The organism is Georgenia wangjunii, from assembly GCF_036421975.1.
In the GTDB taxonomy this organism is placed as follows: domain Bacteria; phylum Actinomycetota; class Actinomycetes; order Actinomycetales; family Actinomycetaceae; genus Georgenia_A; species Georgenia_A wangjunii.
The window spans coordinates 23,938-36,784 of record NZ_JAZGON010000003.1 but is presented as its reverse complement, the minus strand read 5'-3'; the positions used below and the strand labels follow the sequence as shown (position 1 = coordinate 36,784).

10 protein-coding genes are annotated in these 12,847 nt (G+C 76.1%); 7 read left to right on the top strand and 3 right to left on the bottom strand.

The features are described from left to right. Nucleotides 1-52 precede the first annotated feature (52 nt). Nucleotides 53-457, bottom strand: coding sequence for an STAS domain-containing protein (locus V2J63_RS06345; protein ID WP_331230173.1), 405 nt, complete (start codon nt 455-457; stop codon nt 53-55). Nucleotides 458-687: 230 nt separating this feature from the next. On the opposite strand from V2J63_RS06345, the gene V2J63_RS06340 reads away from it, so the two are divergent. The 4 genes from V2J63_RS06340 to V2J63_RS06325 all read left to right on the top strand — a co-directional run bounded on the left by V2J63_RS06340 (nt 688) and on the right by V2J63_RS06325 (nt 8,411). Continuing rightward, the gene (locus tag V2J63_RS06340; RefSeq protein WP_331230172.1) at nt 688-3,639 is read left to right on the top strand and encodes an alpha-mannosidase; all 2,952 of its coding nucleotides are present in this window, start codon (nt 688-690) and stop codon (nt 3,637-3,639) included. 364 nt (nt 3,640-4,003) lie between these two features. Further along, nucleotides 4,004-5,920, top strand: coding sequence for a YyaL domain-containing protein (locus V2J63_RS06335; protein WP_331230171.1), 1,917 nt, complete (start codon nt 4,004-4,006; stop codon nt 5,918-5,920). Between the two features lie 228 nt (nt 5,921-6,148). Then, nucleotides 6,149-7,057: a ribokinase gene (locus tag V2J63_RS06330; protein WP_331230170.1), complete on the top strand. Its 909-nt coding sequence runs from the start codon at nt 6,149-6,151 to the stop codon at nt 7,055-7,057. A gap of 82 nt (nt 7,058-7,139) precedes the next feature. Then, nucleotides 7,140-8,411 carry an ROK family transcriptional regulator gene (locus V2J63_RS06325; protein ID WP_331230169.1) on the top strand — a complete coding sequence of 424 codons (1,272 nt, stop codon included), beginning with the start codon at nt 7,140-7,142 and terminating at the stop codon, nt 8,409-8,411. Nucleotides 8,412-8,449: 38 nt separating this feature from the next. Here the strand turns inward: V2J63_RS06325 and V2J63_RS06320 are convergent, their stop codons facing one another. Both V2J63_RS06320 and V2J63_RS06315 read right to left on the bottom strand, forming a co-directional pair. Beyond that, the gene (locus tag V2J63_RS06320; protein WP_331230168.1) at nt 8,450-9,301 is read right to left on the bottom strand and encodes an SGNH/GDSL hydrolase family protein; all 852 of its coding nucleotides are present in this window, start codon (nt 9,299-9,301) and stop codon (nt 8,450-8,452) included. A 54-nt stretch (nt 9,302-9,355) separates the two neighbouring features. Further along, nucleotides 9,356-10,018 (bottom strand): uracil-DNA glycosylase, encoded by a 663-nt coding sequence (locus V2J63_RS06315; protein ID WP_491062059.1) that lies wholly within the window; start codon nt 10,016-10,018, stop codon nt 9,356-9,358. A gap of 308 nt (nt 10,019-10,326) precedes the next feature. On the opposite strand from V2J63_RS06315, the gene V2J63_RS06310 reads away from it, so the two are divergent. The 3 genes from V2J63_RS06310 to V2J63_RS06300 are packed head-to-tail and all read left to right on the top strand — an operon-like array spanning nt 10,327 to nt 12,767. Next, nucleotides 10,327-10,623, top strand: coding sequence for a DUF3263 domain-containing protein (locus V2J63_RS06310; protein WP_331230166.1), 297 nt, complete (start codon nt 10,327-10,329; stop codon nt 10,621-10,623). A 24-nt stretch (nt 10,624-10,647) separates the two neighbouring features. Then, nucleotides 10,648-11,292 carry a LytR C-terminal domain-containing protein gene (locus tag V2J63_RS06305; protein WP_331230165.1) on the top strand — a complete coding sequence of 215 codons (645 nt, stop codon included), beginning with the start codon at nt 10,648-10,650 and terminating at the stop codon, nt 11,290-11,292. Next, nucleotides 11,289-12,767 (top strand): phytoene desaturase family protein, encoded by a 1,479-nt coding sequence (locus V2J63_RS06300; protein WP_331230164.1) that lies wholly within the window; start codon nt 11,289-11,291, stop codon nt 12,765-12,767. The genes V2J63_RS06305 and V2J63_RS06300 overlap by 4 nt, the downstream gene beginning before the upstream one ends. Nucleotides 12,768-12,847: the final 80 nt, after the last annotated feature.

Sequence of the window (12,847 nt, the reverse complement as noted above, 5' to 3'; positions counted from 1 at the left end):
CCGCGCCGTCGGGGTGGGCCGTCACCGCGCCCGGCGGCGCTCCGGTCGGGCGTCAGGCGCTGCGCGTCGGGGCGTCCGGCGCGGTGCCCCGGGCGTCGACCGCCACGGACCCGTCCGCCTCGAGGATCTCGACGATCTCCTCGATGTGGGTCACCTCGAGGAGGAAGCGCACGAGGTCCGGCGGGTTGATGAACTGCACCGGGTGGGGGTGGCGGTTCGCCAGGTGGGCGATGAGCGCGATGACCGTGGAGTCCATGAACGTGACGGCGCGGGTGTCGACCTCGACGGGCGAGGCGTGGCCCTTGGCGACGCGGACAGCCTCGGCGAGCTCGGCGTTCATGCTCGCGTCGACCTGCCCGCACATCGTCATCCGCACGCGCTGCGGGGAGACGAGCACGGAGACAGACCCGGCCCCCTCCGCTGCCGAGGTGCTGAGCGGGTCACCGGTTCCGGGCATGATCACGCGGTCCTTCGCAGTCGTCGAGCTGGCCGTGCCTCGGGGAGGTGACGACCACCGAGGTGGGCACCGCTCGCCGTGAGCGCTGACCTACATTACCGGCGGCGCGGGCCAGGGGGCGGCGAGCGCCCGCGGCCGCCCGCCCGGGTGGGCGTTGACCTCTCCGGGGGCCGCTCCCTAGGATCGTGTGGGAACGATGTCACACGCGCAGCGCGGCGCTGGGAGGGTCTGTGGACAGGTCGACGCCGGACCCGCGCGCGCCGGTCGCGAACGCCCCGTCCGGCGCGCAACCACCCGGACTCGACCGGCACGAGCGCCCCGTCGCGACGCCGGACCGCACCCTGCACATGGTGGGCCACGCCCACCTCGACCCGGTGTGGCTGTGGCCCTGGCAGGAGGGCTACCAGGAGGCGCGGGCGACGTTCTGGTCCGCGATCCACCGGATGGAGGAGTACCCGGACTTCGTCTTCACGAGCGACCAGGTGGTCCTCCTGTCGTGGGTGGAGGAGTCCGACCCGGAGCTGTTCGCGCGGATCCGCGCGCGGGTCGCCGAGGGGCGCTGGCAGGTCGCCGGCGGGTGGTGGGTGGAGCCTGACTGCAACATGCCCACCGGGGAGTCGTTCGTGCGCCAGGGGCTGTACGGCCAGCGCTACCTCGACGAGAAGTTCGGCGTGCACGCCACGGTGGGGATGAACGTCGACCCGTTCGGCCACAACGCGATGCTCCCGCAGATCCTGCGCGGGCAGGGAATGGACTCCTACTGCTTCCTGCGCCCCGGCCCGCACGAGACCACGCTCGCCGCGACGATGTTCTGGTGGCAGGCCCCGGACGGCTCCCGCGTGCTCGGCTACCGGATCCCTTACGAGTACTGCAGCTCCCCCGGTGAGGTGTCCGGGCAGACGGAGAAGGCGCTGGGGCAGGTCGGTGACCCGCGCACCGACGCGATGGTCTTCTACGGCGTCGGCAACCACGGGGGCGGGCCCACGCGGGCGAACATCGACTCCATCTACCGCTACGACCGCATGGGCACGTTCGGGAGGATGACGATGTCGTCACCGCGGCGCTTCTTCGACGAGCTGGCCGCCCGGCGCGGACCGGCCGGGATGGCCGAGCTGCCCGTCTGGCGTGACGATCTCCAGCACCACGCGCCGGGCTGCTACTCCGCGCACTCGGGCATCAAGGCGTGGCAGCGTCGGGCGCAGGCCGCCGTCCTGTCCGCCGAGCGCTGGGCGGCGGTGGGGGCGCTCGCGGGCGGGCTGGACTACCCCCGCGCGGACCTCGGCCGGGCGTGGAAGCAGGTGCTGTTCAACCAGTTCCACGACGTCATGCCGGGTTCGGCGATCGAGTCCGCCTACGACGACGCCCGCGACCAGCTCGGCGAGGCCGTCGCCATCTCGAAGCGGATCATCACCCGCACGCACAACGTCATCGCCTCCCACGTCGCGGTCCCCCTCGAGGAGTCGACGCAGCCGGTCCTCGTCTTCAACCCCCACCCGTGGCCGGTGACGACCGCCGTCGAGCTGCAGTACGGCGTGCAGCCGACGGGCGTGCACGTCGTCGACGGCGACGGCGCCCAGACCCCGTCCCAGCGGATCCAGTCGACGGCGACGACGAGCGACAAGGGCCGCGGCGCGACGGCCTTCCAGGCGGAGGTGCCCGCTCTCGGGTACCGGCTCTACCGGCTGCGCGGGGGCCCGGCGCCGGCCGGCACCCCGTGGAGCACGGCGGCACCGGGCGCGCTGCGTGCGAGCGGGACCGTGCTGGAGAACGACCACCTGCGCGTCGAGGTGGACCCGGGCACCGGGTGGCTCAGCTCGCTGCTCGACAAGCGGACCGGCATCGACGTCGTCGGCGGGGCGGGCGCGGGCCGCGGGGTCCGCGACGGCGCGGCGGAGGGCGCCGGTGACGAGGCGGGTGCCGCCGCCAGGAGGCGCGGGCCGCACACCCAGGTGTGCGAGGACCCGACGGACACGTGGGGCCACCGCGTCGTCTCCTACGCCTGGCCGGGGGAGGAGATGCGCGTGCGGCGCGTGCTCCTGCGGGAGGAGGGGCCGCTGCGGGCGCGCCTGCGCGTCGAGCGGGAGTGGGGCCGCTCGACGCTGACGGAGGAGCTCGTCCTCGGGCACGACTCCGACGCGCTCGAGGTGCGCGTGACCATCGACTGGCGGGAGAAGGCGCACCTGCTCAAGATCCGGTTCCCGACGGCGCTCGCGGACCCGCGCGCGACGTACGAGATCCCCTTCGGCGCGATCGAGCGCCCGGTCGACGGCGCGGAGGAGCCCGCCCAGACGTGGGTCGACCTGAGCGGGACCGTCGGTGGCAGGCGTGCCGGCCTCGCCGTCGTCAACGACGCCAAGCACGCCTTCGACGTCTCGCCGGGGGAGGCGCCGAGCATCGGCATGACCGCCGTGCGCAGCCCCGTCTACTCCTGGCACGACCCGCGCGAGCTCGACCCCGACGGCCTGTACGCCTACCAGGACCAGGGCGTGCAGACCTTCCGCTACCTGCTCGTGCCGCACGGCGGCGCCTGGCGCGAGGCGGGCCTGGCGCGGCGCTCCGCCGAGCTGGGCTCGCCCGTGCGGGCGATGCTCGAGAGCTTCCACGCGGGTCCGCTCCCGGACCGGCTCAGCTTCGCAGCCGACGACGGCGGGCAGGTCATGATCACCGCCGTCAAGGGCAGCGAGGACGACGGCGTGCACGGGCCCGACCTCGTCGTGCGGGCCGTCGAGACGACCGGGCGACCGGCGCGGGCGCGGCTCGACCTCCCGGTGGCCGGGCGTGCGCTCGAGACCGACTTCGGCGCGAGCCAGGTGCGGACGTTCCGCGTGCCGGCGGACCCGGCGGAGCCGGTACGCGAGGTCGACCTCGTCGAGTGGCCGCTCGAGGGCGAGCCCGACCGGCCGCGTGGGCAGGGGGCGGCCGGAGCGCCGGAGGCGCCGGTGGCGGAAGCGCCGGACGCGGGAGCGGCGGGGGCGCGCGCGACGGGCACGCCGGACGGAGGGACGACGAGCGGCGGGGTCGCGCGAGAGCGCGCGCCAGCCGAGCTGCACGTCGAGCCGCTGCGCCAGGGGCCGCTCAAGCTCCGGGCGAGCGAGCAGGCGGACGACCACCCGGCGTCGGACGCGACGGAGCCGGCCGAGCGGCTCGCCCCTGAGCAGGGGGAGCTGCCCGCCGATGGCTGACGGCGGCATCGACGTCGGAGGGGCCTGCCTCTCGGTGGAGGTCCTCCTCCCCGGTGCCCATGCAGAAGTGCAGACGGTGCCGCTGGTCCCGGGGCGCTCCCCCGCGGCGTCCCCTGCCCGCGATCGCCGCTCCGCCCTCCCCTGTCGTGATCATGCAGAAGTGCAGGCGGGCTCGGTCCGTCCCGCCGCGTTCGGTGCCGCGGACGTCGACGCCTGCGACGGGACCGACCGTGATCCCCGTCCTCAGCCCGCGCGCGAGGGTGGTGCCGGGAAAGGTGGCCCGGCACTTCTGCATGATCACGTTGGGGTGCGGGGCGGCGCGGCGGGCGTTGAGGGTGCGGGCGAGAATCACGACGGCGGGTGGGTGGGGGAGACGGGTGGGTTGCGTGTCCGGGTCGTCCTCTCGCCGGGCGAGCGCCTCGGGGGTGGCGGGGGTGGCCGGGCCGTGCGGCTCGACGTCGCGTGCGTCGCGGGAACCCCGCTCGAGGCGACGGTCCGGCTGCGCGTCGACCTCCCGGGCGTCGACGCGCCGGAGTGGCTCATCCCCGGCCTCTTCTACGGCGAGAACCGCCCGGCGGGCAACGACCGCCCCTTCCCGCGCTTCGGCGTCGACGCCGACGACCCGGCCGGCATGACGAGCCCGACGTGGGAGTTCCGGGCGGACCGGGCCGCCACGCCGGCCGTCTTCGTCTGGGGCGGCGCGGGCGGCATCGCGCTCCGCACGGGCGAGACGAGCGCCGTCGGCCTGACGGGCGTCGGCTTCGCCCACGCCGACCGGACGGCGAGCGTGTGGCTGAGCTACCCCTTCCGCGAGACGCCCGTCTCGTACGACGGCTCGGCCGACGCCCTCCCGCCCGTCACGGCCGGGCACCGCTGGGAGCCGGGCGAGGAGGCGACGCTCACCGCGGCCCTCCACGACGTCGGCACCGATCGGCACGCCTACGCCCCCGTCCTCCGTGCGGTCGCCGAGGCCGCGCGCGCGAGCGACCCGGTGGAGCCGTGGGTGAGCGTGAGCGAGGCCGCCGACATCGCCGCCGAGGGGCTCCTGCGCTGGCACTACGACCCGGACCCCGGCGTGCTGCTCGAGACGGTCGGCTTCGACCGGGGCATCGGCGGGCAGGACGGGCGCGCCGTCGACCGGCAGGCGATGCACGTCGGCTGGGTCTCGGGCGTCCCCTGGGCGTACGCGCTCCTCGCGCACGGGCTCCGGACCGGGCGGCGCGACGAGGTCGTGGCCGCCCGCGCCGTCATCGACTTCGTCTGCTCCGAGCTCTCGCCGTCGGGCACGTTCTGGGGCGTCTGGTACCGCGAGCACGGGTGGCGCGCGAGCTGGAGCCCCCTGCCGGCCGGGCTCCACGCGCGCACGCTGGGGGAGGCCACGCTCTTCCTCCTGCGTGCCCTCGACCTGGCCGGGGGCGCTGGGAGCGGTCGCGGCACGGGAGCGGGCGCGGGTCCACCGGGCGGGTACCTCGACGCGGACGAGGACGACGACGCCCGCTGCACCCGGTGGCGCGCGGTCGCCCGCTCGAACCTCGACGCGCTCGTCCGCCGGCAGCGGCCCGACGGCAACCTCGGCGCCATCCACCACGCGCGCACGGGTGAGGTGCTCGCGTGGGAGGGCACGGCCGGGCTCACGTGGGTCGCGGCCTTCGCCGAGGCGCACGCCCTCGACGACGACGGCCGCTACCTCGCCGCGGCGCAGCGGGCGGGGGAGTACTACGCGCGGTTCGTCGAGGCGGAGCTCATCCACGGCGCACCCGAGGACGTCGGCCTCGCGCCGACGTCGGAGGACGGGTACGCGGCGGTCATGGCCTACGTCGCGCTCCACCGGCGGACGGGAGCACGCCGCTGGCTCGACCTCGCGCGCCGGGCGGCGGACTGGATGCTCACCTTCCGTTACACGTACAACGTCGACTTCCCGCCCCGCACGCCGCTCGGCGTCTACGGGTTCGCCTCGCGCGGCGCGGACCAGGCCTCGCCGTCCAACCAGCACCTGCACGCCTACGGCCTCGTGTGCACCGAGGAGCTGCTCACGCTCGCGGACGCGCTCGGCGACGACCACTACGCCGAGCGCGCCCGGGAGACGCTCGCGTGCTTCCGCCAGCTCCTGCCCGTGGCCGACGGCGACGTCAACGCCTACCGCGGCATGATCACCGAGCGGTACTACCAGACGGCGTGCTTCCAGCCGAAGGGGATGGTGCTCGGGCTCTCGCACGCGTGGAGCGTGGGGGTGCTGCTCCTCGCCTGCGAGCAGGTCATCGCGCGCGGCCCGACGACGTAGGCCCGACGGCGCCGTCAGTGGCCCGGACGGGCGTCGTCTGGACCGGGCCGGGCGGTCGACAGCCCGCCGCGGCGGTGGGAGTGTGAGCCGACAGGCAGTGGCGGCGTCGCCGGGCCCGCGGTGGCGCGCCTCGGCGCCCCGCCGGTGCACGCCGACCAGGCAGGCGCCGTGCTCGCGAAGGAGACCTCGTGGTGGAGGAGGCGGCATGACCGTCCCGGAGCGCGCCCGATGACCGGCACCGTCGTCGTCGTCGGCAGCGCCAACGTCGACCTCGTCGTCGACGTCCCGCGCCACCCCGCGGCGGGGGAGACGGTCCTCGGGGGCGCCCTGCGCCGCAGCCCCGGCGGCAAGGGTGCCAACCAGGCCGTCGCCGCGGCTCGGGCGGGCGGCGCGCGCACGAGCTTCCTCGGAGCGGTGGGCCGGGACGAGGGCGCGGACCTCCTGCTCGCCTCCCTCGAGCGAGCGGGTGTGCGCACCGACCTCGTCCGGCGCAGCGACGCCGCTACCGGCACGGCCCTCATCAGCGTGAGCGCCGACGGAGAGAACACGATCATCGTCGCCCCCGGCGCCAACGACGACGTCGCCGTCGACGCCGCCGCCCGGGCACGCCTGGGCGAGGCTGACGTCGTCCTCGCCCAGCTCGAGATCCCGCTCGAGACGGTCCTCGCGGCCGCCCGCGCCCGCCGGCCCGGTGCCCTCTTCGCGCTCAACGCCGCACCCTCGCGCGACCTCCCCGACGAGGTGTGGCACGCCGTCGACGTCCTCCTCGTCAACGAGCACGAGGCGCGCGACCTCACGGGGGCGGTCAGCCAGGAGACCGCCCTGACGTCGCTGCTCGCCCGGGTCCCGGCTGTCGTCATCACGCTCGGGCCGGCGGGGTGCCTCGTCGCCGAGCGCGGCGGGGTGCCGGTCATGGCGCCCAGCCCCCGCGTGGCCGCCGTCGACACGACGGGGGCCGGCGACACGTTCTCCGGCGTGCTCGCCGCGGCGCTGGCCGACGGCGAGCCCCTCCTCGTGGCGTCGCGCCGGGCCGTGGCCGCCGGCGCCCTCGCCGTCACCCGCCCCGGCGCCCAGGACGCCGTGCCCACCGCGGCCGAGACCGTGGCGCTCGCGCGGGCCACGTGCCCGGCGGGCTGAGCGCAGCCGCCCGGGCGGGACGCCGGTCCCCGCCAGCGGGGGCTCGTCCACCCCGGCGGCACGGAGCACTAAGGTCGTGCACGTGAGCGGGCGAACGGACGAGGACCAGGCGGCGCCCTCCCTCGGTGCCGCCTACAGCCAGGGGTCCCTGCGCACCCAGAACCTCGCGCTCGTGGCCGCCCACGCCTTCCGCAGCGAGCAGCGGCTCTCTCGCGCCGGCCTCGCCGAGGCGACCGGACTGACCCGCTCCACGGTGTCCCGGCTCGTGGGCGAGCTCGTCGAGGCCCGCATCCTCGACGAGCTGTCTCCCCACGAGGGACGCCAGGGCCGCCCCGCCATCCCGCTCGCCCCCGCCGCACGTTCGATCGTCGGCATCGGGCTCGAGGTGAGCGGCGGGTACCTCGCGGGGCGCGCCGTCGACCTGCGGGGAGCCGTGCTCACCGAGAGCATCGTCCACGGGCGGTTCGAGCACTCCGCTCCCGGGCCGGTCCTCGCCCGCCTGGGGGACCTTCTCCGCGGCATGAGCACGGGCGGCGCCCTGGACGGCGCGCGCATCGCCGGGGTCAACCTCGCCCTGCCCGGCCTCGTCGACCCCGCCGCCGGACGGTTGCTGCGGGCGCCGAACCTCGGCTGGGACGAGCTCCACCCCGAGGAGTACCTCGGGGAGGGAGCCATGCCGGAGGGGGTGTCGCTCCTCGTGCGGAACGAGGCGGACCTCGCGGCGTTCGCCCACTCGCGCAGCGCGCCCGGACGGCCGGAGCCCGCCTCGACGTTCTTCTACGTCTCCGGAGAGATCGGCGTCGGTGCTGCCACCGTCGTCAACGGTGCCGTCTCGGCGGGCATGCGGGGCTGGGCCGGGGAGATCGGGCACACGCTCGTCGACCCCGCCGGGCCTGGCTGCGGGTGCGGCGCCCGCGGGTGCCTCGAGCAGTACACCGGGCGGGACGTGCTCCTCGAGCGGGCGGGCCTGCCGGCGGGGACGACACCCGGCGAGCTCGCGGACGCCGCCCTCGCCGGCAGCGCCCCGGCGCTCCAGGCCGTCGAGCGCGCCGGCTGGGCCCTCGGGATCGCCCTGTCGGGCGCGGTCAACCTCCTCGACGTCCACGACGTCGTCCTCGGTGGGTCCTTCGCGCCCCTGTTCGACCTCCTCCGGCCGCCGGTCGAGGAGCAGCTGCGCACGCGCGTCCTCGCCTCGCCGTGGGCGGAGGTGCACCTGCGCCCCGCGGGTGACGACTCGTTCCCCGCGGTCACCGGCGGCGCCGTCGCCGCCCTCGAGACGGTCATCAGCGCGCCGGCGACCTGGATGCGCGCGCCGTCCACGGTGGCGCCACCGACGATGGCCTGGCAAGGCTGATGCGCTGACGCGTCGCCCCGCGACCGGTCGGGCTGCGCTCAGATCTCGCGCATGCCGGGGAGCGGGAGCGGTTGCGGCCGCTTGGGCACCCGCGCGTCGCCCGACGACGTGCGCCGGAGCCGCCGCTGCGCCCAGGGGTAGGCGAACTCGCGCACCCAGCGGACGTCGCTGCGCACCCGGTCGGCGCGCGCGACGGGCGGCAGGGGCGTGAGCGGGTCGTCCCACGCGGCGTCGTCCGGCGCGAGGCCGAGCGCGACGAGCGCGGCCTGGGCCACCCGCTCGTGCCCCTCGGTGGTGAGGTGGATCCGGTCCGGGGCCCACATGCGCCAGTCCCGCAGGGAGCGCATGCCCCACAGGTCGACGACGTGCGCGCCGTGGCGGTGGGCGATCGACCACACGTGCGAGTTGAAGACGGCCACGCGCGAGCGGGTGAGCCGGATGACGGCGGAGTCGGCCGGGTCGATGCCGGTGGCCATGAGGACGTCGACCCCGGCCTCGCGCAGCCGCACGACGGCGGTCTCGAGCCGGGTGGCGAGGGCGTCGGAGTCGGCGCCGGGGCGGAGGATGTCGTTCCCGCCCCCGACGAGGGAGACGAGGTCCGGCTGCGCGGCGAGCGCGACCGGCAGCTGCTCGTCGACGATCCGGCCCAGGAGACGCCCGCGGATGGCGAGGTTGGCGTACTCCAGCGGCTCGCGGCCGGCGGCCACGCGCCGGGCCGAGAGCGTGCCCGCGAGGAGGTCGGCCCACCCGCGGGTGTGCTCGGGGTCGTCCGGGTCGGTGTCCCACAGGCCCTCGGTGAAGGAGTCACCGAGCGCGACGTAGCGGCCCCAGCGGGGGGCCGGCGCGCCGTCGTCGTCTGCAGGAGCGGGCGGGATGCTCTCGTTGGTCACCGGTCGATGGTGCCACCAGCGCCCGCGCCGGACCAGGTCGGGCGGGAGCCGCCCCTAGGGCAGGGTCCAGTCGACGGGCTCGCCGCCCTGCTCGCGCAGGAGCGCGTTGGCGCGGGAGAACGGGCGTGAGCCGAAGAACCCGCGTGAGGCCGAGAGAGGGCTCGGGTGCGCGGAGGCCACGACCGGCGTCGTCCCGAGGAGCGGGGTGAGGGTCTGCGCGTCGCGGCCCCAGAGGATGGCGACGAGCGGGGTGCCGCGCGCCACGAGCGCGGTGATGGCGTGGTCGGTCACCGCCTCCCAGCCCTTGCCCCGGTGGGAGGCGGCGGCCCCGGGCGCGACGGTGAGGACCCGGTTGAGGAGCATGACGCCCTGCTCGGTCCAGGCGGAGAGGTCACCGGTGCTCGGAGGCGGGGCGCCGACGTCGTCCCCGAGCTCGCGGACGATGTTGACGAGGCTGCGCGGCAGCGGACGCACGTCCGGCTGGACCGAGAACGAGAGCCCCATGGCGTGGCCCGGCGTGGGGTACGGGTCCTGCCCGACGATGAGCACCCGGACGGCCGTGAACGGGGTCGTGAAGGCACGCAGGACGTCCGCGCCCGCCGGCAGGTAGCTCCGGCCGGCCGCCACCTCCGCGCGGAGGAAGTCGCCCATGGCGTGGACCTGCGGCTCGACCGGGGCGAGGGCCTTGGCCCAGCCGGGATCGACCAGCGCGCTCAGCGGGGCCGGTGGCGTGCCCGCCGGGGTGCGGGCGGTGGACGGAGGCGGGCTCACGGGGGCGAGGCTACCGCCCGTACCCCGCCCCCTCTTGGCGCGGCTGCGGCCGGGCCCCTGCCGGTGCGCGGCTGCGGCCGGGTCCCCTGCCCTGCGTCCGGCCGGCGCCTGGCGGCGTGGCGGCGCGCGGCCGGCGCCTGGCGGCCCACGGCGCGCGGCGACGACACGCGCAGAGAATGACACCGGTGTCGTTCGTCCCTTAGCATGGCGGGGCGCCGGGCGATCGGCCGGCACGCCGGAGCAGTGGAGGAGACATGGACGCAGCGCACGCGATCGACGCTGGTACCGCCGACGCCGCCGCCGCCCTGAGCGACACCGAGCGCGAGATCCTCGCCTTCGAGCGCCAGTGGTGGAAGTACGCCGGCGCCAAGGAGACGGCCGTGCGCGATCTCTTCGGCATGAGCGCCACCCGCTACTACCAGGTGCTCAACGCCCTCATCGACTCCGAGGCCGCCCTCGCTGCGGACCCGATGCTCGTCAAGCGGCTGCGCCGGATGCGCCAGGCGCGTCAGCGCGAGCGCTCCGCCCGCCGTCTCGGCTCCACCCTGTAGCCACCCAGCGGTTAGCCTGCTGGGGTGAGCACCCAGTACCCCGAGGACGAGTTCGACGTCGCCGGCCGCGAGCGCGGGCCGGAGGGGGTGCACCGCGCGCCGCGCTCGACGCTGGCGGCGGTCCTGCCGTTCGTCCTCGTCCTCGTCCTCGTCCCGCTCCTCGCGTGGGGGGCGGTCAGCTTCCTCTCGGGCGCGAACGAGGGCGGTGACGACCCCGTCGCAACGGCTTCCGCCACGACGGACGACGGCGCCACCCCGGCTCCGACCGACGGCGCGACCGACGGCGGCACGGCTGAGCCCGAGCCCACCGACCCCGCCACCGACGAGCCCGAGCCGGCGGAGGAGACGACCGAGCCCGAGGAGGAGACCGAGACCCCTGACGCGGATGTCGACACGTCGGTGTCGATCTCGGTCCTCAACGGCGCGGGCATCACCGGCCTCGCCGGCGACGCTGCTGCCGAGCTCGTCGATGCCGGCTTCGGGAGCACGGTCGCCGCCGACTACGCCTCCGGCTCCCCGGACACGACGACGCTGTACTACCGCGACGGCTCCCTCGCCTCCACCGCCGAGGCGATCGGGGAGATCCTCGGCATCACGAACCTCGTCGAGGCGCCGAGCGCCACGCAGAACGTCCAGATCGCGATCGTCCTGCGCGCGGACTACGCATGAGCCGCGAGGCCCGGGACGTCGTCGTCGTCGGGGCGGGCCCGAACGGGCTCGCCGGCGCGGTCACGATGGCCAGGGCCGGGCTCGACGTCCTCGTCCTCGAGGCGGAGTCGACGATCGGCGGGGGAGCCCGCACGCACGCGCTCGGGCTCGCCCCGGACGTCGTCCACGACATCTGCTCCGCCGTCCACCCCATGGCGGTCGCGAGCCCCTTCCTGCGCCAGTTCGACGTCGCCGCCCGCGGCGTCGAGCTCCGCACCCCCGACCTCTCCTACGCCCAGCCGCTCGACGGCGGCCGCGCCGGCCTCGCCTACCGCGACCTCGAGCGCACCGTCGAGAGTCTCGGCGCCGACGGCCCGGCCTGGCGCTCGCTCATGGCGCCCCTGGCTGCCGAGCCGGAGGCCGTCACGGCGCTCGCGCTCGGGGACAAGAGGTCCGTCCCGGCCGAGCTGCGCTCCGTCGCCGGCGTGCGGACCGCCGTCGCGTACGCCCTGCGCGCGCTCGAGCAGGGCACCCGCGCCTGGGACGCGCGCTTCACCGGCCCCGAGGCTCCCGCGCTGCTCACCGGCGTCGCCACGCACGCGATCTCGCCGCTGCCGACCCTCGCCACCGCCGGGGTGGCCCTCCTCCTCGGGTCCCTCGCGCACGGGACGGGCTGGCCCGTGCCGGTGGGCGGCTCGCAGGCGATCGTCGACGCCCTCGCGGCCGACCTCCTCGCCCACGGGGGCGAGATCCGGACCGGCACCCCGGTGACCACGTGGCGTGAGCTGCCGCGGGCCCGGGCCTACCTGTTCGACACGACGCCGCGCGCGCTCGCCGCGATCTGGGGCGAGCGGATGCCGTCCCGGGTCCGCAGCGCCTTCGAGGACTTCCGCTACGGCAACGCCGCGGCGAAGGTCGACTTCGTGCTCTCCGGCCCCGTCCCCTGGCGCCACCCCGAGGTCGGCCGGGCCGGCACCGTCCACCTCGGTGGCACGCGCGGCGAGATGGTCGCGGCCGAGGCCGCGATCAGCGCCGGACGGCACGCCGAGCACCCCATGGTCCTCGTGAGCGACCCGGCCGTCACCGTGCCTGAGCGGATCGTCGGCGGGCTGCGCCCGCTGTGGACGTACGCGCACGTCCCCGCAGGCTCCCCGCGGGACGTCACCGAGGACATCACGGCCGAGATAGAGCGGTTCGCCCCCGGCTTCCGCGACGTCGTCGTCGCCTCGCGCTGCGTGCCCGCCTCGCGGATGAGCGACGAGAACGCCAACTACGTCGGCGGAGACATCGCGGCCGGGGCGATCACGTTCTGGCGCATGTTCGCCCGTCCCCGCGCCGCGCTCGACCCGTTCTCCGGCGGCATCCCCGGGGTCTACCTGTGCTCGTCCTCCGTGCCCCCGGGGCCCGGGGTCCACGGCCTCGGTGGCTGGTACGCCGCCGGCCGGGCGCTGCGCTCCCGCTTCGGCATCGACGCCCTCCCCAGCCTCGCTCCCTGAGGACGGTCGCCGCCCTCGTCGCTGGGCGCCCACGGGCCGGACCGCGCATTGACTGTGGCCGGGGCCACACCTATGGTCGG

Excerpts from the sequence above, each read along its gene's own strand:
- V2J63_RS06310 (WP_331230166.1), top strand. The coding sequence starts at position 10,327 with ATGGACGCAGCGCACGCGATCGACGCTGGTACCGCCGACGCCGCCGCC.
- V2J63_RS06345 (WP_331230173.1), bottom strand. The coding sequence starts at position 457 with ATGCCCGGAACCGGTGACCCGCTCAGCACCTCGGCAGCGGAGGGGGCC.
- V2J63_RS06300 (WP_331230164.1), top strand. The coding sequence starts at position 11,289 with ATGAGCCGCGAGGCCCGGGACGTCGTCGTCGTCGGGGCGGGCCCGAAC.
- V2J63_RS06330 (WP_331230170.1), top strand. The coding sequence starts at position 6,149 with ATGACCGGCACCGTCGTCGTCGTCGGCAGCGCCAACGTCGACCTCGTC.